Below are 20,319 nucleotides of genomic sequence, written 5' to 3' on the forward strand. Positions count from 1 at the left end.
GGGTCGGGGGTGACATCGGTAAGCTTCGACAGGGTTGCCCTGCCATCACGGAGAACGGATTTTGCGCCATACGCTGTGCGCGCCAAAGATCTTGCCTCCACCATGGAGCCTGGAGGAGATCGCATGAGCGAAGTGGAAAACGTGGTCGCCCAGCCGCGGACGTCCGAGCGCGGCGCCGCCACCCGCAGCTCGCTGCTCGCCGCCGCGAGGGAGGTCTTCGTCTCCAACGGGTTCGCCGAGGCGGGCGTGACCGACGTGGTGGCCAGGGCCGACGCCAGCGTGGGCAGCCTCTACCACCACTTCTCCGGCAAGGCCGACCTCTACCTGACGCTGTTCGAGGAGTTCCAGGCCAGGCAGACCCAGCGGACGAAGCAGGCCGCCCGCTCGGCCCGCGCCGCCGGCGAGAGCGACCCGATGCGCGTGTTCATCAGCGCCGCCCGCGCCTACCTCGACGGGTGCCTGGAGGAGCGGGAGCTGGCCGACCTGTTCCTGCGCGGCGACGGGCCGCCCGGCTTCGACGTGGTCATGCGCGACCGGCTGCGCAAGTGGGCGCAGCTCAACGCGGCGCTGTTCGAGGACGAGAGCGCGCTGGTCGTCGTCGTCACGGGCGCTCTGGCCGCGGCCGTGTCCGAGGTCGTCCGCACGGGTGATCGCGGCCTGGCCGAGGAGGTGCTGGCGATCATCGGCCAGATCCACCCGGCCACGTCGGCGACCGCCTCCTCCAACGGGTAACCTCGCCAAGTGTGCGGTTCACCCAGGGTTTCTACGGTTACGCGGTAGCGCTGTTCGTCTGCCTCGCGGCGGTCGGGCTGTTCCTGCTGGTCGCCCCGCAGAGCCGGGAGCAGCACATACCGCGGCTCGAATACTCGATCACCGTCGCCAACTTCGGCCACTCGGTGCCGTACGGCGTGTGGGCGCCGCAGAAGGACCCGGCGGGCTGGATCCCCAACAGCAACAAGATCGCCAAGGGTGAGAACGGCGCCCAGGTCCTCTTCCTCGGCTACGCCACCGCCAAGCGCGAGCACGCGATGTTCACGCAGAGCAACGAGCAGCCGGCGGCCGGGTTCGCCGGCCGCATGGCCAACTCCGACAAGGCCGTCGGCACGCAGCAGGTGGACGGGGTGCAGTGGGAGCAGCGCTTCCGCGAGGACAAGAAGCAGCGCTCGCTCGTCCGCGTGCTGCCGGAGGTGACGCTCGTGATCTCCGGCACCGCCGACTGGCCGGAGCTCGCCGAACTCGCCTCCGTCCTGCAGCAGCGCCCCAAGGGCTGACAGGGCCGCCTGGTCTGCGGATGTCGGTCGCCCCGTCTAGGGTGGTGGTCGTGGCAGGAGACGAGAAGGCACCCTCATACGAGCAGGCCCGCGAGGAGCTGACCGAGGTGGTGCGCCGACTGGAGACCGGCGGGCTCACCCTGGAGCAGTCCATCGAGCTGTGGGAGCGCGGCGAGAAGCTGGCTGCGGTCTGCGAGGAGTGGCTCCAGGGGGCCAGGGTCAAGCTCGCCGCCGCCATGGCGCGCCGCTCCGAGCCCTCAGGGGGCAACTCCGACGACGCCCCCTTCTGACGCCCCTGGAGGGGTCAAGCGGTCTCGCGAGGGGCCAGCCAGCGGTAGCCGTGGTCGGTCGTCCTCGCCAGCCAGGCGTTGGTGGTGCTCAGCCCGCGATCGTTGAGCTGCGCGTCGTGGATCCCGTACGCCCGCCGTGGCCCCACCGCCCGTACGAAGTCGATCGCCTCGACGGTCTTCAGCCACGACCCCTGCAGCGGCACCAGCAGCGTCTCCACCGGCTCGTCCGGCACGTGCACCGAGTCGCCCGGGTGATAGAGGGCGCCGTCGACCAGATAGCCGAGGTTCGGGCAGTCCGGCAGGCCGCCGTAGATCAGCGCGTGCCGCCCGCCGTGCGCCCGCACCCGGAAGCCCGCCGCCGAGAACTCCTCGCCCGCGCCCACCGGCGTGTACGGCAGCCCGTCCAGCCCCGCCCCCGCCGGCGCGAACACCGGGACCCCGGCCCCGAGCAGCCGCAGCACGTCCACGTGATCGCTGTGTTCGTGGGTGACGAGCACCGCGTCGGCCCCGTCCAGCGCGGACGGCTCGCTCCAGATCCCCGGGTCGATGACCAGCACGCGGCCGTCGAGCTCCACCCTTACGCAGGCATGCGTGAACTTTGTTAGCTTCACACCCCCCACGCTAGGTCATCAGGCAGAGCAGGTTCCCCTCGGAGTCCCTGAACGCGGCCATCCGGATCTCCCGGCCCCGTGCGCCGAACGTGCCGTCGTCGGTGAAGATCAGATGCGGCTCCTCGACCATCGCCACGCCGTGCGAACGCAGCCGGGCCGCGTCCGCCTCCAGGTCTTCGGAGGCCAGGTAGAGCACCGTGGAGGGCGCGCCTTGCTCGATCAGCAGGCGGACGCCGTCGAGGTCGAAGAAGGCCAGGCCGGGCGGCCGGTAGGTGGCGATGTGCCGCAGGCCCAGCACGTCGCGGTAGAAGGCGGTGGCCCTGTCGAGGTCATCGGCGTGCTGGGCGACCTGCACGAGTCCTCTCATGTGCCGAACGTAGACCCCGGATCGCTCACGTGTCCGCGGTTTCGTCCGGCTCCTCCGCGCGTACGGTCAGGCGGTCGTCGCTCAGGCGGATCGTCAGCAGCGAGCCGGGGGAGACGTCCTTGGCCAGGCGTACGACCTCGCCCGACGGGTGCTGGACGATGGCGTATCCGCGCTCCAGCGTGGCCGCGGGGGACAGCGTGATCAGGCGGGCCCGCAGGTGGGTCAGGTCGTCGGAGGCCCGGTCGAGCGAGCCGGACAGCGAGCGCCTGGTCCGGTCGCGCAGCGAGTCGACCTGCTCGGCCCGGCGCTCCAGCTCGCGCACCGGGTCGGCCAGCGAGGGGCGCGAGCGCACCGACGTCAGCCAGGACATCTCGCGGTCGAGCCAGCCGCTCACCACCCTGCGGCCCCGGTCGCGGAGCTGGCGCACCATCGAGAGCTGCTCGCCGACGTCGGGCACGACCTTCTTGGCCGCGTCGGTCGGGGTGGACGCGCGCACGTCGGCCACCAGGTCGAGCAGCGGGCTGTCCTGCTCGTGGCCGATCGCGCTCACCACGGGGGTGCGGCAGGCGGCCACCGAGCGTACGAGCGTCTCGTCGGAGAACGGCAGGAGGTCCTCCAGGGAGCCGCCGCCGCGGGCGATGACGATCACGTCGACCGAGGAGTCGGCGTCGAGTTTGCGCAGCGCCTCGGTCACCTCGCCCACCGCGTAGGGCCCCTGGACGGCCACCTCCTCGACCTTGAACCGCACGGCCGGCCAGCGCCTGCGGGAGTTTTCCAGCACGTCGCGCTCGGCCGCGGAGTCGCGGCCGCAGATGAGCCCGATCGTGCCGGGCAGGAACGGCAGCCGCCGCTTCCTGTCGGCGCTGAACAGCCCTTCGGTGGCCAGCAACTGCCTGAGCCGCTCCAGCCGGGCCAGCAGCTCGCCCACGCCGACCGGACGGATCTCCAGCGCGGTGAAGGCGAACGAGCCCCTGTTGACCCAGAAGTCGGGCTTGACCTGCATCACGACCCTGGCGCCGTCGGCCGGCCTCGGCACGGCGGCCTCGTAGACCCCGCGCGGGGTGGTGACCTTGGCCGACACGTTGGCGACCGGGTCGCGCAGGGTCATGAACACCGTGCCGCCACGAGCGCTCAGGTCGGTGATCTGGCCCTCGACCCAGACCGTGCCGAGTCTGCCGATCCAACCGCCCACCATCTGCAGGACCGTACGGATCGGCAGGGGAGACTCGGGTGAGGTCTTCTCGCTCATGCCGGAAGACTACGGGGTCGGTACGACCTACTCTCCGGCCTGCAGCTTCGCCAGGCGGTTCTCGAACATCTTGATCACCTCGGGCCGGGACTTCGTGGCCTTCTCGAACGTGAGGAAGTCGCTGATCTGCTCGGCGGTCTTGCCGCGCATCCTGGCACGCAGGGACGCGACGGTGAGCTCGGAGTAGCCGGGCAGCGGCTCGGCCAGGTCCACGGGGGCGGCGGCGACCGGCTCGGGCGCGGTGGCGGGCTCGGGGGCGCGGGCGGGCTCCGGCGCGGCCGTGGGCTCCGGGGCCACGGTCGCCTCGGGGGCCGCGGCGGGCTTCTTGGTGGTCCTGCGGGTGCGCTTCGGCTTGGCCTCGACGGCCTCCTCCGCGACAACCTCCACCTTGGCGGCCTCGTCCTTGACGACCTCTTCCTTGACGGCTTCCTCCGCGACGGCGGCCTTGGGCTCGGCCTCCACGACGGCGGCCTTGGGCTCGATCTCCTCCGCGACTGCCGCCTTCGGCTCGGCCTCCACAGCGGCGGCCTTCGGCTCGGCGACCTCGGCGGGCTCGTCCGTGACGGTGGCCTTGGGCTCGGGCTCGGCGGGCTTCTCCGCGACGGCGGGCTCCGCGACGGCGGGCTCGGCGGGCTCCTCCGTGACCACGGGCTTGGGCGTCTCCGCCGCGGCGGGCTTGGGCTCGGCGGCCGGAGCGGCGGTCTCGGGGTTGGCGGTGGCCGCCGACTCCGACTTGCCCGCCGGAGCGAAGATGACGGGGTCGGGCTTGGTCTTGGCGACACCGTTGGGCTCGGCGGCGCTAGGCCGCGGCGCGAAGATCACCGGCTCCTTGCGGGCCGGCTTCTCCTCCTCCGCGGCCGGAGCCGCGGCCACCTGCTCGGCGGCGGAGGGGCGCGAGTCGTTCGACTCCTCTTCCTCCTTGTTGCCAAGGCCCTTGATGGAGTTCTTCACCCGGTCGACGACCAGCAGGGCCTGCCCGGCCGCGCTGAGTGTGGTCTGGATGAACAGGAGCGGAAGGTCCTTGGCCTTCTCCTTCAGCTCGTCCTTGTTGGTGACGGTCTTGGCGATGTTGCGTATCACGTCGCTGAGGGACATGACGTCTCCCTGGGAGGTCAGTAATGGACGGCCAGTTTGGCAAACCGCGGGCAACCACGCACGCGCAGGCCTGATGGCCGCTCCACGTAGCATAGAAAGTATGGAGCCGCAGACCCCCACTTCCCGCCGAGTACTCGTAGCCAAGCCACGCGGCTACTGTGCCGGAGTCGATCGAGCCGTGGTAGCGGTCGAGAAGGCCCTGGAGCAGTACGGTGCGCCGGTCTACGTACGCAAGCAGATCGTTCACAACACCCACGTCGTCAAGACTCTGGAGGCCAGGGGCGCCATCTTCGTCGACGAGACCGAGGAGGTGCCCGAGGGCGAGATCGTGGTGTTCTCGGCCCACGGGGTGTCCCCGGCGGTGCACGACGAGGCGCGCCGGCGCAGCCTGCGCACCATCGACGCCACCTGCCCGCTGGTCACCAAGGTGCACAACGAGGCCAGGCGGTTCGCGAGCCAGGACTACGACATCCTCCTGATCGGGCACGAGGGTCACGAGGAGGTCGAGGGCACCTCCGGTGAGGCCCCCGACCACATCCAGCTCGTGGACGGGCTCGACGCGGTCGACAAAGTGCAGGTCAAGGATCCGAGCAAGCTGGTCTGGCTGTCGCAGACCACGCTGTCGGTCGACGAGACCACCGAGACGGTCACCCGGCTCAAGGAGCGCTTCCCCACGCTGATCGACCCGCCGAGCGACGACATCTGCTACGCCACGCAAAACCGGCAGGTCGCGGTCAAGGAGATCGCCGCCGAGGCGCAGCTGGTCATCGTGGTCGGCTCGGAAAACTCCTCCAACTCCAAGCGCCTGGTCGAGGTGGCCAAGGACTACGGGGCCGAGGCTTCTTACCTGGTCGACAACGCCACCTTCATCCGCGACGAGTGGCTCGAGGGCGTCACCACGGTCGGCGTGACCAGCGGCGCGTCCGTTCCGGAGGAGCTGGTCGACGAGGTGCTGGCGCGGCTGGCCAAGCATGGGTTCGACGACGTGACCCAGGTCGAGTCGGTGCAGGAGAGCATGCGCTTCGCCCTGCCCCACGAGCTGCGCAAGGACCTGCGGGTCTCCTAGTCGTCCCCGCGCGGCGTCCCGTAGACCTTGGGCTCGAAGTAGCCCTCCGGCTCGGGCACGAACGGCTGACGCGGGCGCGGCATCTCCGCGCCCGCCTTCAGCTCCTCCCGCAGCTCGCGTACGTTGTCGCGGAGCCCGCGCCGCCACGCGACGCCCAGCACGACGGCCGAGCCCGCGAACAGCCACGGCGCGCCCTGCGTCAGCGACGTGTAGAGCCCCAGCGCCAGCGACTGCACGATGGACACCGAGCCGAACGCGCGCCCCAGCTCGACGAAGAGCGTGGCGCAGAAGAACACCAGCGGCGGCGTCACCACCAGCGACAGCAGCTCGCGCCGGTTGACCAGGAGCACGCCCAGCAGGCTCGACAGCACGAAGGTCGCGCCCACGACGTACTGGATGTCGAGCAGGGTCGCCAGCACGTAGCCCGCCAAGGTGGCGACCAGGGCGAGCGCGATGGCGCCGCGAGCGGTCAGCCTGACCGCGGAACGCCTCTTCTCACCCAATGCCCCACCCCCGATTTATTGCGACCCGTTGGCCAACTTACCGTTCGAGTGGGAAAGCAGAGGCGAGGTTTCCAGCAGTTCGGGGGATGCCAGGGGTCTGGGCAGGCCTTCGAGCATCTCAGGAGAGTCGAGATCGCCGTCCACGACGCCCAGATCGTGCAGCTTGCGCGCGGTGACCAGGACGCGGCTTTCGAGCGATCCGACCGACTTGTTGTACGCCTCCACGGCCCTCGTCAGCGCCCTGCCGAGCGAGTCGACGTTCCTGCCGAGGGACGAGAGCCGTTCGTACAGCTCCTTGCCCAGCTCGAACACCGCCCGAGCGTTCTCGCTCAGCGCGGCCTGCTGCCAGGCGTAGTGCGCGGTGCGCAGCATCGTGATCAGCGTCGTCGGCGTGGCGATGTGGACCCGCCGCGTCATCGCGTATTCCAGCAGCCCGGGATCGCGCTCCAGCGCCGGGGCCAGGAACGCCTCGCCCGGGATGAACAGCACCACGAACTCCGGCGAGGGGTTGAACCCCTGCCAGTAGGACTTGGCCGCCAGCCGGTCGATGTGCTCGCGGACGTGCCGGGCGTGAGCGTCGAGCCGGACCGTGGCGAGGCTCTCGTCGGACGCCTCGGCGGCCTCCAGATAGGCCGCCAGCGAGACTTTGGAGTCGACCACGATGTTCTTGCCGCCGGCGAGCCTGACGACCATGTCGGGGCGCATGGGGCCCTCGGTGACCTGCTCGTCGAAGTCGCAGTGGTGCTGCATGCCGGCGATCTCGGCGACCCTGCGCAGCTGGAGCTCGCCCCACCTGCCCCGCGCCTCGGGCCGCTGCAGGGCCCTGACCAGGGCCGTGGTCTGGGAGCGCAGCTGCTCGTTGCTCTGCCGTACGAACTCCATCTGCTTGGCCAGCTCGGCGCGCGCCGCGCGCTGGCCGGACTCGGTGTCGCGCAGCTGCGACTCGACCCGGGCGAGCGCGTCCTTCAGCGGCTCCACCAGGTGCTCGACGGCCTGCTTGCGCTGGTCCAGATCGCCCGTGGCCTCGGCGCGGCTGGCGGCCAGCCTGGTCTCGGCCAGCTCGAGGAAGCGGATGTTGTTGACGTCGAGGGCGCGCGTGGACAGGGCCTGGAAGCGCTCGGCGAGCTGCTCCTCGACGTAGACCAGCTTGTCGGCGGCCGACTTGGCCCGCGCGTCCGCCTCGGCCACCCGCACCGCGGCCCGCGTCCTGGCCACCAGGAACCCGATGACGAGCCCGGCGGCCAGACCTACGAGAAGCGAGACGACATCCACTTGATCGATGATGCAGGACTCCGGCGCGCCGATCCGGCCCGACACGCTCGTTACGCTCAGCACGTAAACTTGGCGTCCGTGAGTCTCTCAATCGGTATTGTCGGTCTGCCCAACGTCGGCAAGTCCACGCTCTTCAACGCGCTGACGAAGTCCGGCAACGCGCTCGCCGCGAACTACCCGTTCGCCACCATCGAGCCCAACGTGGGCATCGTGGGCGTGCCCGACGACCGGCTGCCCAAGCTGGCCGAGATCTTCAGCTCGGCCCGCATCCTGCCCGCCAAGGTCGAGTTCGTCGACGTCGCGGGCCTGGTCAAGGGGGCCTCGGAGGGGCAGGGCAGGGGCAACCAGTTCCTCGCCAACATCCGCGACACCGACGCGATCTGCCAGGTGGTCCGCGTCTTCAGCGACCCCGACGTCACGCACGTGGACGGCGACATCTCGCCCAAGCGCGACATCGAGACCATCAACACCGAGCTGATCATGGCCGACCTGCAGACGGTCGAGAAGGCCATCCCGCGCCTGCAGAAGGAGGCGCGCAACAACAAGGACAAGAAGTCCGCGCTGGAGGCCGCCGAGGCCGCGCTGAGCGTGCTGGAGACCGGCAAGACCATCTTCGAGAGCGGTCTCGACCGCGAGGAGCTGCGCGAGCTCCACCTGCTGACGGCCAAGCCGTTCCTGTACGTGTTCAACCTCGACGCCGACGAGCTGGGCGACTCCGCGCTCCGGGAGCAGCTGGCGACGCTGGTCGCGCCCGCCGAGGCGGTCTTCATGGACGCCAAGATCGAGTCGGAGCTCGTCGAGCTCGACGAGGAGGAGGCGCTGGAGCTCCTCCAGTCGGTCGGCCAGGAGGAGTCGGGGCTGCGGCAGCTCGCCAGGGTCGGCTTCGACACGCTCGGCCTGCAGACGTACCTCACCGCCGGGCCGAAGGAGACCAGGGCCTGGACGATCCCCAAGGGCGCCACCGCGCCCGAGGCGGCCGGCGTGATCCACACCGACTTCCAGCGCGGCTTCATCAAGGCCGAGGTCGTCTCCTTCGACGACCTGGTCGAGGTCGGCTCCATCGCCAACGCCCGCGCGGCGGGCAAGGCCCGCGTCGAGGGCAAGGAATACATCATGCGCGACGGCGACGTGGTGGAGTTCCGCTTCAACGTTTAGATGATCTCGGCATTCACGGTCTGAGCTGGGTCGGAGCGGTGGGCACTGTCTCTTCAGTCCGCACAGAGTCCGCATGATCTTGAAATGCAGTGTCGATCGCCCGCCTCGTACGGTCCTCCGAGTCCGGGAAGAGGTGGGCGTAGACGTTCAGGGTCATGGCCGCGTTCTTGTGCCCCAGGCGCTCTGAGACGGCCTTCACGGACTCGCCAGCGGCTATGAGGGTCGAGGCGTAGGCATGGCGTAGAGCGTGCGGTCCTGTGCCGCTCGGGAGCGCCGCGGCCTTGACCGCGTCCCGCCACACGTTGTCCATGAAGTGGTTGTAGACGATCGGCCCGCCCTCGGGCGCGGTGAACACGAACCCGTCCGGCTCGGCAGGGTGCGCCCGCAGGTGAGCGGCTAGAGCATCGATAACCACCTGGGGGAGCGGCACCGTTCGGTAGGAGGTAGGCGTCTTCAGCTCGCATACCCGCACGCCGTGTCCCGCCGTCTGCTGCACCTGCTGCTCGACGTCGAGCGTCCGCGCGAAGAAGTTGACGTGCCGCACCTGCAACCCGAACAGCTCGCCAGGCCGTAAGCCCGTACTCGCGCCCACGATCACGAGCGCCCGGTACTGCTCGGGCATCCGCGCGGCCAATTCCCGCACTTGGGCGATGGTCAGCGGCACGATCCTCTTACGCGGGATCGGCGGGAGGTCAATGTCCTCACACGGGGTCCGAGCGATCTTCCGGTCCTTCGCCGCGGCTCGGAACACCGCGGACAGCGTGTTGAACACTGTCCGCACCGTGGACGGTGCAAGCTTATGGATCTTCGTCAGGCCCGTTGCCCAGCTCTGCACGTCCGACGTGGTGATGGACGACAGCCGGCGCTTGCCGAACACCGGGTAGGCGTACCGGGTGAGATGCTGCTTGACCGCCTTGGCCGTGCTCGGCCGGTGCGGCTTGGCGTCCCGCCACTGCTCGGCGTACGTCTCGAACGTCTCGCGGCCGGCGCGCGGGTCGACGTACTGGCCGGTGAGGATGCTCGCGGTGACCTCATCAAGCCACCGCTGACCGTCGATCCTTTTATCGAAGTGGCGAGCGTGTTCCTTGCCGTCCGCATCCCTGTACCGGGCGCGCCACTTGCCGTCCGGGCGCTTCTTGATGCTGGCCATCAGGTCTCCTCTCTCAGATCGGCTAGGCCGGGCGGGAGCTTGGGGGGCATCAAGCCATCGTTGCGGAGGCGCTTCCGGCCGGCCGCGAGGTTGCCCCGGATCGCCGCCAACAGGCCGTTGTGGGCCGCGATCAACTTCTGGTCCGGGTTGTCGGTCAGCAGAAGTTCATCCAGGTCCTTCCGAGCGCGACGCCACTGCGCGATGAGATCGTCATGCCAGCGGTAGTCCTCGACCACGGACGGATACTCATCGTCGGTCGGTAGGGCGTCCACGGTGTCGCCCGCGAACCAGCGCACGGCATCCCAGGTATCCACTGTCTCGCCCGGGGGCACCTGTGCCTCTGCTTGCCCGCCGAGAGGGAAGACCAGCAGGACGGGGGCAACGCCAAGGGCCCGTGCCAAGACGAGCAGCTCGGCCAGACTGATGGACGGTCGGCGGCCACTCTCGAAGTTCGCTATGGCAGACCGCGAGAACGGCACCCCCAGCTCCCCGCATGTGTTGGCCAAGTCCTGAGCGCTCATGCCGCGCCTGCGTCGATGCTTCTGCACCTCCGTGGCGACAGTGTGCGCCAATCGCACCGGCCACTCCTGTTGTGTCATGGGGACACAGTATCGCCTGCGTTGACAGATGGCGACGATATGCGAGAGCGTGTGTCTGTGACTGACAACGATTGGAGGTTCGTGTCGTGAAGACACAAGACGACCCTTACCTGACGACCGCTGAGGTTGCGGAGCGCTTCCGGACGTCGCCGAGCACCGTTCGCTACTGGCGCCACATCGGGTTTGGCCCTCAGGGGACCAAGATCGGGACGAAGGTGCTGTACCGGGAATCCGCAGTGCAGCAGTTTCAGCGCGAGCGCGAGGCCGCGGAGAGCGGGGCGGCCTGATGTACCCGCCCGACACCACACAGCAGAACGGCCCTGCAGGAGTAGCCGCTCCTGACAGGGCCGAGAAGAACAAGAACGCCGACCAGACGCATCGTTCGCCTGTCACGGTACAGGCTGGCACCGACGTTCGTCACGCCCCCGTGCAGATGGAGCTTCCGTTACGGCACCCTGCCGCGTACGTCAGCCTCTACGCCCCGTACGGCCGACGCCGCCTCTGGTGGTTCGCGTTCGTCTGCCCGGCCTGCTCGTACGGCCACTTCGGCAGGGTCCGCGATGAGGATTCCGCCGAAGGGCTGCGCCGTGCCGGGTGTGGCCGCCTGGTCTGGCTGGTCGTCGCCCGCACGTACCGCGGCCAGGCATCGGAGGTGGCCGCGTGACCAGCGACGAGATCAACGGCGTGTACCGGCTCGGGTTCACTCAGGGCGAAGAGACCGGCTACCGGCGGGCCGAGATCGACATGGAACGGGAGTGGTCCGCCGTGGCCGAGAAAGTCAGGTCGACCAGCCGCACACCGACCGCCGCCGAACTGGCCGAGCGCCGCAAGCCTGGCGGCCCCATCTACGAGGCTGCGCTGCGCCGCCGCGGCGGACGTGAGTACGAGGGCGGCCCGGTCAACTTCTGGACAGGTCAACCGCTCATCAGCGAGGAGAGCGCGTGACCAAATGCCCGAAGTGCGGCGCGGCCATCAGTCGGGAAGAGAGCCCGTATGGGGAGGGCCTGCTTTCTATCTGCACGGGTTGCCGCGTGAGGTATCAGAACTGCGAGTGCAAGGCCACCATGCCGGAGCCCTTCGCGCGCAAGCTCAAGCTCACCCGGGCATCCGACATCGAGATCAAGCCGGTCGTCTGGGCGTGGAAAGAGAACGGCCGCGGGCGCATTCCGTCTGGCGCGCTCGCGGCGGCGGCCGGCCGCGAAGGAACCGGCAAGTCCAGCTTCGGCATCTGGATGACCGCCGAGATCACCACGGGCATGCTCCCCGGCTCGTTCCTCGGGACCGCGCACAACGTGATCTACGCGGCCATTGAGGACTCCTGGGAGCACACGATCGCGGGCCGGCTCAAGGCTGCAGGCGCCAACCTGTCGCGCGTCTTCCGGATCGATGTCGAGGTCAGCGAAGACGAGACCAGCATCATCAACCTGCCGACCGACTTCGACCTGTTGGAGCAGGCGATCATCGAGAACGACGTCAAGCTCGTCATTCTCGATCCGCTGATCTCCACCATCAGCTCCGTGGTGGACACCCACAAGGAGCGGTCCGTGCGGACGGTCCTCGACCCCCTCGCGCGGATGGCGGACCGTACAGGTTGCGTGATGCTCGGCATCTGCCACTTCGGCAAGGGGGCAGGCACGGACGCCTCATCGTTGATCACAGGGTCGGGCGCATTCAAGAATGTGCCGCGCGCCATCTTCGGCTTCGCCGTGGACGCTGAGAACGAGGTCAGGGTGATGACCCAGACCAAGAACTCCCTCGGTCGCAGCGATCACCCGTCGCTTGCCTATCGGATCGATGAAGCGAGCGTGCTCACGTCCACCGGAGAGATCGCCGAAGTCGGCCGGTTCGTCTTCGACGGCATCTCTGACCGCTCCGTCGAGGATGTCCTGTCCAGCAACGGCGTTGACCGTGAGGACCAGGACGCCAAGACCGACGCCAAGGACTACCTCCGCAAGGCGCTCGACAACCGGTGGCGGCGCAGCAACGAGATCAAGGAAGAAGCGCGCGAGATGTACGGCATCACCTCGCGAACCCTTGAGCGTGCCCGCAAGGAAATGAAGATCGCCGCCAAGCAGTTCGCCACCGACCCGCGCGGCAAGAACGAGTGGTGGATCACGCTCCCCGAGCAGGTTGGGACGGCCACTGAGCCGCCACCGACCCAGACCGCCACGGAGACGGATAGCAAGGGGCAGACCGCCAAGACCTATGAGCAGACCGCCATAGGAGATGGATCTACCAGGCCAGACAGCCAGACCGCCAACCAGGGTGACGCCGTCGAGGATTGGCGGTCTGGCGGTCTGCCCCCCGAAGAGGACCCTGTATCCCTCTCCCCGAATCCGCCTGAGCGTCCCGTCAGGCGCAAGTGCGGCCACTGCAAGAAGGCGATCCCCAAGGGTGCCCGCAAGGACGCCAAGTGGTGCTCCACGAGCTGCGCCCAGAAGAACTACAAACTCCGCGCCAAGACCCGGAACCAGGAGAACCCCTCATGAGCAAGAGCACACAGCGCGCGATCAACGCCAGACTCAAGCAGTTGCGTACCGACTGGCGCAGGTGGCGCGGCGCCAAGACCGACAACCCTGGCCGCATCGACTTCGATCTCATCTGCCCGCAGCACCCCAACCAGTACGGCCCCAACGGGCCGATCACCTGCGGCGACCCGACATGCGAGGGATGCGCGGCCACGGCCTACAGGGCGGATCGACTCCGCGAGATCAAGGCCGAGACCGACGCGCTCAGGGACCGCGCATGACCTCCATTGCGACCAGCACAACGCAGGGGTACTCGCTAGAAAGTACCCTTCCCGGCGCCGGGAAGCGTGACGACCAGGACCTCCCCGAGTAACCCCAATGACCGGGCGTGAAATCCACCAGGGACCGCGATCCATTGACGCCGCGCCCCCTGGAGACAAGGAGTCGAGGGCGATTCCCCATTGCGGGCCTGTAGACGCTCCTGCGCCAACGGAAGCGGCAGCCGTACCTAGTCCCCTGGGTACGGCTGCCGCCGCCAACGCCCAAGCTCGATGGATCATCAAACACGCGCAAGACGACCTCAAAGAGCACGGCGCCGACATCCCCACCTACATGGCCGACCTCGTCCGCGACCTCCTCAACCCGGACACTTCCGCACACGGAAGCAATCCCGCCGCACCCGCCACAGTGGAACTAACTACGGCGCTGATTGCCCGCCGTATGGGGTGCTCTGAGCGGTGGGTTCGCCACCTGTGCCAGGTCGGGAAGCTGCGAGCCCGCCGCTCGGGACGCGACTGGCTGATCAGCATCGAGGAGGAGACAAACGAATGGCCCGAACAGCAGTGGCCTACACCAACTGGGCAGCTAACAGCAGCATCACCGACGTCGCCGGAACCACCATCAACGGTGGCACCGGCAACGGCCACGTCATCCCCGCCAGCCCCGCCGCGGGAACCTCCGGCAGGGCAGAGCCGGAACTGACCATCCTGCGCGTTACCAACACGCACGGGTCCGCCCACAACGTGAGCGTCGTCGCCGGCGGCCTGGCCGCGCGCGGCAGCTACGAGACGAACCTGACCGTGTCCGTCGCCGCCACCACCGGAGTCCGCTGGATAGGCCCGTTCGAGTCCGCCAGCTACCTACAGACAGACGGCACCATCCTCGTCGACGTCGCCGACGCAGCCCACACCGGCACCATCACCGCGTTCAAGTTCCCCAGGGGCATCTGATGGCAGACGTCACCCAGGCCGACGTGGTCAAGGCCGAGCGAGAAGCCGCCGCCGACGCGGCCAGGGTCGAGACGCTCAAGACCCGGATCATGTCCGGTGAAGCCGTCACCCCCGACGAACTCGCCCAAGCGCAGCAGCTCGCCGAGTGGAGCGAACTCCGCGTCGTCGCCGTGCGCCAGCAGTGCCAGCAGACCAGAGAGCGCAAGCGGCAGAAAGCGTGCGCAGATCTGCGCACAGAGATGGAAACCAACCTGCCCGGCGACACCATCGCAGCCAAGCTACGCGCCCTCCAAGCCGCCGCCACGGACTACTTCGCCGCCGTCGAAGCCCACAACCAGCGGATCGCCGCCTGGCGCAAAAGCATGCAAGACCTCGGCATCCCCGAACACAACAACCCCATCGCCCCGCCCGAAATCCACGCCCGGCTCGGCTGGGGCAGCGGCAACCTCTACGCAGGCCGGCGCCGCATCAACCGCGTCGACCCCGGCATGTGGCTCACCCGGGCGCTCGAAGCAGCCCGCGCCACCATCAAGGACAGCGCCGTCCTGCTGCCGCTCTCCTCCGGCGCGACAGCCGTGCCGCTCAGCCACCCCGACCCCAGCAACGGCGACCCATACGAGCGACTCGCCGCCCTCGACGAAGAACTGCCCGAGTCAGGCGCCCAGTACTTCTACAGAGGAAGCGGCGGAGCCGTCATCGCCAGAGACACGCCGTACCCGCCCGAAGAGATCAAGCGCCTCAGCCTCAGGATCATCACCAGGAAGGAAGCGTGGGGAGAATGACCATCCAGCGAGACAAGCAGTGGCTCAGGAACGCCACCCCCGAGCAGATCGTTGCCGCCCAAGACGCCGGCGAACTCGACGACCTCACCGGACGATCCCGCTACCCCAGCCGCGGACAGCTCACCCCCGAACACCTCGGACGCATGAACCGCGACGAGATCCGCCAGGCACACCGCGAAGGACGCCTCGCCGACGTGCTCGGCGCCGACGACGCAGCATGAGCGACCTCGACCGGCTCGCCGACGACCTTCACCAGGCCGCCACCGAGCTGCCGCGCAAAGCCCGCGACATCGTCCAGGCCAACGCCCTGCAGCTCCGCAACCAGTGGAGAGACAACGCCCGCGCCACCGGTCGACGCCACGCCGTCCACTACGTCAAGGCCATCACGCACGAAGAGATCCCCGACCCGAACGGGATCACATACGGGGTCGGGCCCGACACGTCCATGAAGCAGGGTGACATGAGCTTCGAGTACGGCAGCAGCAACCAGCCGCCCCACCTCGACGGCACACGCGCCGCCATCCTGTTGGAACCGCGGTTCGTCAAGGACGTCGAAGCCCTCGCCAAGGACATGCTGTGACCCCTGGCACCCGCCCCCACCAGACACCAGGCGCTGACCGCGGCAAAGGTAATCGGCCAGCGTCGGGAGTTCGCGAAAGTCGGCGGAAGGATCATGACGAGACCAGGACCTAAGCCCAAGCCATACCTACAGGCCGTACGCGAGGGCAACCCTGGGCACAAGAGGCTCACGCCCGGCATGGTGCTGCCCGCCTCCGAGCCAGTAGAGCCTGACTGGGCTGACCTGTTCCCGGGCGAGCGCGTCGACGAGCTGCAGGCCCGCAGAGACGCGGCTGAGGTGTGGTCGAGGACAGCCCCGATGCTTGCCCGGTGCGCCGGCCTGACGTCGGTACAGCAGGACAGCCTCATCGACTTCTGCGTGACGACCGCGCGCATCCGGCAGTGCAACCGCGCCCTGTCTCTCGAGGGGCTCATCATCGACGGCGACCGCGGACGCGTACGCAACCCGCTCTGCACGGTCGTCTCCCAGCTCCGCCAGCACTGGCGCTCCCTCATGGGCGAGCTCGGGCTGTCCCCGTCCGCTGCTACGAGGCTCACGGTCCCGGAGGACGAAGACGATGACGACCCGTTCGACTAGCCCGGGGGATGCACTCGCGTTCCCGCAGGTCAGGGCTGACCGCGGAGGAGACGCGCGAGGAGCCGGTCAGGTCAAAAGGTCTGGTCGCGGACCTTTGAACCCGACAGACATGGCGGAGACCTCATCCGCGGTCGCGCCTGGGGCGGGTCTCTCGGAGGTCATGGCCACTCTGACCGCGGCTGAGGCGGATTTTCCTGTGTACGCATCCCCCGACCTTGAGGAGGGCTCGTGAGCGCGTCGACTGAGGCGATTTCGCGGCTGTTGGAGGCGTGTGAGCGCGTCTCGGAGGAGGAGTTGATGGCGCTCGGGCGTGCGGTGAACTCGCTGGTGTGGACGGACGACACGGCGGCGGGTGCGGAGTTGTTCGCGGCGCTGGTCCGGGTGCCGTTGGCGGTGTGGGTGGAGCGGACGAACCCTGAGGCGAGCCTTGACCAGGTGCTGGCTATCTTCGCGGAGGTGACGGGCCGTGGCTGATCGGCGGGTTTCGATTCAGTTCCAGGCCAACGTCACCCCGGCGATTGTGGAGATTGCCAAGCTTGAGGCTGCTGCGCGGCGCCTGCGTGAGCAGATGGCCCGCGCGGTCACGGTGGACGTCGATGTCCGTAGGGCCGTATCGGCGTTGCAGGCGCTGAACCGGGATCTTGACCGGCTGAATGGGCGGACGGCGACTGTCGAGGCTGATGCGGACGCGGGCAGGGCTGAGGCGGAGATTCGCGCGCTGGTTGCGGAGGTGGACCGGCTTGACGGCCGGAGGGCTCGGGTTGATGTCGACGCGGATGTGGGTGGGGCGCTGACGTCGCTTGCGATGGTGGCGGGCGCTCTGGCGTCGCTGCCGGCGGCGACGACGATTGCTGTGGGTGTGGGGGCGCTCGGGGCTGCTTTCACTGCGGCGGGTGTGGGCGCGGCGGGGTTCGCTTCGGTGGCGGTCCCGTCGTTGGGCAGGATCAACGACGCTCTGAAGCAGCAGGAGTCGGCCGCGGGCGGTGCTGGCGGGGCTACGAAGTCGGCGGCCCAGGCTGCGGCTGAGGCCGCCTCTCGGGCGCTTCAGCTCGAGCAGGCGGAGCGCCGGGTGGCGGATGCCCAGAAGGGCGTCAAGCAGGCGCAGGAGGATCTGACGCAGGCCAGGCGGGACGCCAAGCGCGCCCTTGAGGATCTGACGCTCAGCGTGAAGGACGCCGCGTTGGCCGAGGAGGACGCGACGCTCAGCGTTGCGGAAGCCCGCCGGCGGCTGTCGGAGGTCCAGGCCGACCCGAACGCCGACCCGCTCGACGTGCAGCGCGCCGAGCTCAACTACAGGCAGGCTGTCCAGCGGCTCGAAGAGCAGTCCGTCAGGACGAAACGGCTCAAGCAGGAGCAGCGGGACGCCTCGCGGGCGGGTGTCGAGGGCAGCGACCAGGTCAGGTCCGCGCAAGACCGGCTGCTCAAGTCCCAGCAGGATCTCGCGACGGCACAGAAGCAACTCACCGTGCTACAGCTGCAGCAGCGGGCCGCCATGCAGCAGACGGGCAGCGCTGCTGGTAGCGCCGCCTCGAAGTTCGCTGAACTGTCCAAGGCCGAGCAGGCTCTGGCCAAGGACATCAAGGCGTTCCAGGATCGGTATCTGGAGTGGCAACGGTCCCTGCAGCCTGCCGTGTTCCCGGCGATCCGGTCCGGAATGGATCTGATGACGACCGGAATGAAGCTCGGCACGCCGGTCGTGCGGTCGAGCGCGAAGGCGTTCGATGAACTGCTGAGGTCGATCAACGGGGAGTTGAAGGGGCAGGAGTGGCGGGCGTTCTTCGACGACCTGGGCCGGACGGCGCCCGGCGTGATCGACCGGCTCGGCACGTCCGCCATGAACGTCGGAAACGGCCTGCGTGGCGTGATCCAGGCGTTCCTGCCGTACTCGAATGACCTGCTGGACATCGTGGTGCGGCTGACTGATCGCTTCGAGGCGTGGGGGACGAACCTCAAGGGCAGCCCTGAGTTCGAGGCGTTCATTGCGTACGCGAAGGAGAACGGGCCGAAGGTCGCCGAGGTGTTCGGCAACATCGCCACGTTCGCGGGCAAGATCGCGGGCGTCGGGGCGGGGCTCGGGCCGGGCGTGCTCGACTTCATGGTCACCCTGTCCGAACGGTTGGCGGGGATGGACCCGGCGCAGATCGAGGCCATTGCCAAGGGTGTGGGTTTGATCTTCGCTGCGGTGAAGATCGGTGCCACGCTTAAGATCGGTGCGCTGGTCGTGCTCGCCGACGTGCTGTCGAAGATGTCGCCCGGCCAGATCCAGGCGCTGGCGATCGCGATTGCCGCCACCGTGACCGCCGTAAAGGGCTACGAGGCCGTAAGCGGCGCGGCCGAGTGGTGGAAGAACCTGTCCGGAAGCCTCGACAAGGCCGGCGGCTCAGCGGACGGCGCGAAGGGCAAGTTCGCTGGCCTGGCGGGCACGCTGAAGACGGGCGGGGTCGTCGCCCTCGTCGCGGGCATGGCCATTGCCGTCGACCAGGTGAGCGACAGCCTGTCAGGGCTCAACCCGAACATCGCCGAACTCGCCCAGCAGACGAGCGCTCTGGCCGCCAAGGGCACGCCCGCCGCGGACATGCTCAACACGTTCGGCAGCAACCTCGACACTCTCGCCGGCGACATGAGCCGCTCGTCTGTCTGGTTCGCGCCGACCATCGGACAGTTCGAGTCGCTGGGTGACACGGTGGGCCGGTTGAGCAGTGACGGAGTGTTGGAGCGGTTCTCTTCCGGGTTCTCGGACGCGGTGGCGTCGGTCACGCAGGGCGCCTACACGATGGACACGGGCCGTCAACGCCTGGAGAACTTCGACAAGACGCTGACGCAGATGGTGCAGAGCGGCAACACCCAGCAGGCGGCAACCCTGTTCAATGAGCTCGCCAAGCAGGCCGGGCTAGCCGGCGGCGACGTGGACAAGCTCAAGGCCCTCCTGCCCGGCTACAGCGCCGCGGCGTCAGCGGCCGAGCAGGCGACCGCGCCGACCGGCGACGCGCTGAAGGACCTGGGGAGCGGTGCGCGGGACGCCGCCAACGACGTGGGCACGCTCCGTTCGGCGATCAGCCAGTTGACGAGCTTGACGTCGAACGCCATGCAAACCGAGATCAGCTACAAGCGGGCTGTCGACGATGCCGCGGCGTCAATCCGCGAGAACGGCCGCGCTCACGACACCAACAGCGAGGCTGGCCGCCGCAACCGGGAGGCGCTGATCGGGCTGGCCGAGAAGGCGAACGCGTTCCGGCAGGCGCTGATCGAGCAGGGCGCCCCCTTGTCGGAGGTGAACGCCAAACTCGCGACGCAGCGGGACCAGTTCGTCAGTCTCGCCGAGAAGATGGGCTTCTCCCGTAAGCAGGCTGAGGAGCTCGCGACGAAGCTCGGGCTGATCCCTGGAAACGTCAAGACGGACGTGAAGACGCCAGGCGGTAAGGAAGCGCTCGACTTGATCAAGGAGTACGAGCGGAAGCTGAAGGAGCTCGACGGCAAGACGGTCACGACGACCGTGCGTCAGGTGATGGTGCAGAAGCAGGAGAACCTGAAGGCCCGCGCCGGCGGCATCGTCGCCTACGCGGACGGAGGCATCCGGAAGTTCGCGGCCGGCGGCAGGTCCACCCCGCCGAACATCGCCACCGGGCCCACCCTGCTCTATGGGGAGGGTGCCGGGCCGGAGGCGTTCATCCCGTATGAGCGCCGCTTCCGGGAGCGGGCGATTGGCCTGCTGTCGCAGGTGGCCGACGATTTCGGGCTCAGCGTCCAGCCGTCGCACATGACGATGGGGGCGCCGGTCAACTCCTCGCGCGTGTCAGCTCCACAGCAGATGTCGGCGTCGTACGCGGCGGCTGCGTCTGCGGGCGGCGGGTCGTCGACCAGCGGGGCGACGTCCACGATCAGTAAGGGCGGGTCGCTGGTGACGATTCAGGGTGACCTGGTGGTGCGGGAGCAGGCCGACGCCGACCGGCTCAGCGCCGCTCTGTACGCGCGGCTCGGATCGAAGGGCCCGTAACCTGCGTGGTCCTAGCGGCCATGCAGGTGGCCCCGCCCTTGGGAAGCCCTCCGTGGGGCGGG

At 68.6% G+C, this 20,319-nt stretch carries 25 protein-coding genes; 17 read left to right on the top strand and 8 right to left on the bottom strand.

All coding sequences use genetic code 11. The annotated features are described in order from the left end of the window. Positions 1–123: 123 nt before the first annotated feature. From ACIHFD_RS56370 to ACIHFD_RS56380, 3 genes are read left to right on the top strand one after another with little or no spacing between them, the layout of a single operon-like run. Positions 124–732, top strand: a complete 609-nt coding sequence (locus ACIHFD_RS56370) for a TetR/AcrR family transcriptional regulator (RefSeq protein WP_364242207.1) — start codon at positions 124–126, stop codon at positions 730–732. A gap of 11 nt (positions 733–743) precedes the next feature. After that, positions 744–1,271, top strand: a complete 528-nt coding sequence (locus tag ACIHFD_RS56375; protein ID WP_397373916.1) for a DUF4245 domain-containing protein — start codon at positions 744–746, stop codon at positions 1,269–1,271. 20 nt (positions 1,272–1,291) lie between these two features. After that, a complete protein-coding gene (locus tag ACIHFD_RS56380) occupies positions 1,292–1,561 on the top strand; it encodes an exodeoxyribonuclease VII small subunit (protein ID WP_350725634.1) in 270 nt (89 codons plus the stop codon). Between the two features lie 14 nt (positions 1,562–1,575). Here ACIHFD_RS56380 and ACIHFD_RS56385 read toward each other — a convergent pair whose 3' ends face one another. From ACIHFD_RS56385 to ACIHFD_RS56400, 4 genes are read right to left on the bottom strand one after another with little or no spacing between them, the layout of a single operon-like run. Further along, positions 1,576–2,172, bottom strand: a complete 597-nt coding sequence (locus tag ACIHFD_RS56385) for an MBL fold metallo-hydrolase (protein ID WP_397373917.1) — start codon at positions 2,170–2,172, stop codon at positions 1,576–1,578. 10 nt (positions 2,173–2,182) lie between these two features. Then, positions 2,183–2,539 carry a VOC family protein gene (locus ACIHFD_RS56390; RefSeq protein WP_397373918.1) on the bottom strand — a complete coding sequence of 119 codons (357 nt, stop codon included), beginning with the start codon at positions 2,537–2,539 and terminating at the stop codon, positions 2,183–2,185. 25 nt (positions 2,540–2,564) lie between these two features. Beyond that, positions 2,565–3,788 carry an exodeoxyribonuclease VII large subunit gene (gene xseA / locus ACIHFD_RS56395; protein ID WP_397373919.1) on the bottom strand — a complete coding sequence of 408 codons (1,224 nt, stop codon included), beginning with the start codon at positions 3,786–3,788 and terminating at the stop codon, positions 2,565–2,567. 27 nt (positions 3,789–3,815) lie between these two features. Then, entirely contained in the window at positions 3,816–4,883 is a 1,068-nt protein-coding gene (locus tag ACIHFD_RS56400; protein WP_397373920.1) for a hypothetical protein, read from the bottom strand. 100 nt (positions 4,884–4,983) lie between these two features. Here ACIHFD_RS56400 and ACIHFD_RS56405 point away from each other — a divergent pair, with 100 nt between their 5' ends. Then, positions 4,984–5,949, top strand: a complete 966-nt coding sequence (locus tag ACIHFD_RS56405; RefSeq protein WP_397373921.1) for a 4-hydroxy-3-methylbut-2-enyl diphosphate reductase — start codon at positions 4,984–4,986, stop codon at positions 5,947–5,949. On the opposite strand, the gene ACIHFD_RS56410 is transcribed toward ACIHFD_RS56405, so the two are convergent. Continuing rightward, a complete protein-coding gene (locus ACIHFD_RS56410) occupies positions 5,946–6,452 on the bottom strand; it encodes a DUF6542 domain-containing protein (RefSeq protein ID WP_350725623.1) in 507 nt (168 codons plus the stop codon). The genes ACIHFD_RS56405 and ACIHFD_RS56410 overlap by 4 nt on opposite strands. 15 nt (positions 6,453–6,467) lie before the next feature. Next, complete coding sequence (rmuC, locus tag ACIHFD_RS56415; RefSeq protein WP_397373922.1) at positions 6,468–7,724, bottom strand: DNA recombination protein RmuC; 1,257 nt, start codon at positions 7,722–7,724, stop codon at positions 6,468–6,470. A gap of 78 nt (positions 7,725–7,802) precedes the next feature. Here rmuC and ychF point away from each other — a divergent pair, with 78 nt between their 5' ends. Continuing rightward, a complete protein-coding gene (gene ychF, locus ACIHFD_RS56420) occupies positions 7,803–8,879 on the top strand; it encodes a redox-regulated ATPase YchF (protein ID WP_350725621.1) in 1,077 nt (358 codons plus the stop codon). Positions 8,880–8,892: 13 nt separating this feature from the next. On the opposite strand, the gene ACIHFD_RS56425 is transcribed toward ychF, so the two are convergent. Next, positions 8,893–10,029, bottom strand: coding sequence for a tyrosine-type recombinase/integrase (locus ACIHFD_RS56425; RefSeq protein WP_397373923.1), 1,137 nt, complete (start codon positions 10,027–10,029; stop codon positions 8,893–8,895). Continuing rightward, complete coding sequence (locus ACIHFD_RS56430) at positions 10,029–10,628, bottom strand: helix-turn-helix domain-containing protein (RefSeq protein WP_397373924.1); 600 nt, start codon at positions 10,626–10,628, stop codon at positions 10,029–10,031. Before ACIHFD_RS56430 ends, ACIHFD_RS56425 begins: the two co-directional genes overlap by 1 nt. 86 nt (positions 10,629–10,714) lie before the next feature. On the opposite strand from ACIHFD_RS56430, the gene ACIHFD_RS56435 reads away from it, so the two are divergent. The 12 genes from ACIHFD_RS56435 to ACIHFD_RS56490 all read left to right on the top strand — a co-directional run bounded on the left by ACIHFD_RS56435 (position 10,715) and on the right by ACIHFD_RS56490 (position 20,257). Then, positions 10,715–10,915 (top strand): helix-turn-helix transcriptional regulator, encoded by a 201-nt coding sequence (locus ACIHFD_RS56435; RefSeq protein ID WP_397373925.1) that lies wholly within the window; start codon positions 10,715–10,717, stop codon positions 10,913–10,915. A 146-nt stretch (positions 10,916–11,061) separates the two neighbouring features. After that, positions 11,062–11,292: a hypothetical protein gene (locus ACIHFD_RS56440; RefSeq protein WP_397373926.1), complete on the top strand. Its 231-nt coding sequence runs from the start codon at positions 11,062–11,064 to the stop codon at positions 11,290–11,292. After that, positions 11,289–11,573 carry a hypothetical protein gene (locus ACIHFD_RS56445; protein ID WP_397373927.1) on the top strand — a complete coding sequence of 95 codons (285 nt, stop codon included), beginning with the start codon at positions 11,289–11,291 and terminating at the stop codon, positions 11,571–11,573. The genes ACIHFD_RS56440 and ACIHFD_RS56445 overlap by 4 nt, the downstream gene beginning before the upstream one ends. Continuing rightward, entirely contained in the window at positions 11,570–13,117 is a 1,548-nt protein-coding gene (locus ACIHFD_RS56450; protein WP_397373928.1) for an AAA family ATPase, read from the top strand. The genes ACIHFD_RS56445 and ACIHFD_RS56450 overlap by 4 nt, the downstream gene beginning before the upstream one ends. Continuing rightward, on the top strand, positions 13,114–13,377 hold the full coding sequence (locus ACIHFD_RS56455; RefSeq protein WP_397373929.1) for a hypothetical protein: 264 nt from the start codon (positions 13,114–13,116) through the stop codon (positions 13,375–13,377). The genes ACIHFD_RS56450 and ACIHFD_RS56455 overlap by 4 nt, the downstream gene beginning before the upstream one ends. A 546-nt stretch (positions 13,378–13,923) precedes the next feature. Next, the gene (locus ACIHFD_RS56460) at positions 13,924–14,325 is read left to right on the top strand and encodes a hypothetical protein (RefSeq protein ID WP_397373930.1); all 402 of its coding nucleotides are present in this window, start codon (positions 13,924–13,926) and stop codon (positions 14,323–14,325) included. After that, positions 14,325–15,107 (top strand): hypothetical protein, encoded by a 783-nt coding sequence (locus ACIHFD_RS56465; protein WP_397373932.1) that lies wholly within the window; start codon positions 14,325–14,327, stop codon positions 15,105–15,107. Before ACIHFD_RS56460 ends, ACIHFD_RS56465 begins: the two co-directional genes overlap by 1 nt. After that, positions 15,104–15,328, top strand: a complete 225-nt coding sequence (locus ACIHFD_RS56470; protein ID WP_397373933.1) for a hypothetical protein — start codon at positions 15,104–15,106, stop codon at positions 15,326–15,328. The genes ACIHFD_RS56465 and ACIHFD_RS56470 overlap by 4 nt, the downstream gene beginning before the upstream one ends. Next, the gene (locus ACIHFD_RS56475) at positions 15,325–15,687 is read left to right on the top strand and encodes a hypothetical protein (RefSeq protein ID WP_397373934.1); all 363 of its coding nucleotides are present in this window, start codon (positions 15,325–15,327) and stop codon (positions 15,685–15,687) included. Before ACIHFD_RS56470 ends, ACIHFD_RS56475 begins: the two co-directional genes overlap by 4 nt. Positions 15,688–15,780: 93 nt before the next feature. Then, a complete protein-coding gene (locus ACIHFD_RS56480) occupies positions 15,781–16,263 on the top strand; it encodes a phage terminase small subunit P27 family (protein ID WP_397373935.1) in 483 nt (160 codons plus the stop codon). A gap of 228 nt (positions 16,264–16,491) precedes the next feature. Continuing rightward, positions 16,492–16,737 carry a hypothetical protein gene (locus tag ACIHFD_RS56485; protein ID WP_397373936.1) on the top strand — a complete coding sequence of 82 codons (246 nt, stop codon included), beginning with the start codon at positions 16,492–16,494 and terminating at the stop codon, positions 16,735–16,737. Next, a complete protein-coding gene (locus ACIHFD_RS56490; RefSeq protein WP_397373937.1) occupies positions 16,730–20,257 on the top strand; it encodes a hypothetical protein in 3,528 nt (1,175 codons plus the stop codon). The genes ACIHFD_RS56485 and ACIHFD_RS56490 overlap by 8 nt, the downstream gene beginning before the upstream one ends. The last annotated feature ends 62 nt before the right edge of the window (positions 20,258–20,319 follow it).

The sequence above is a fragment of the Nonomuraea sp. NPDC051941 genome, assembly GCF_044593615.1.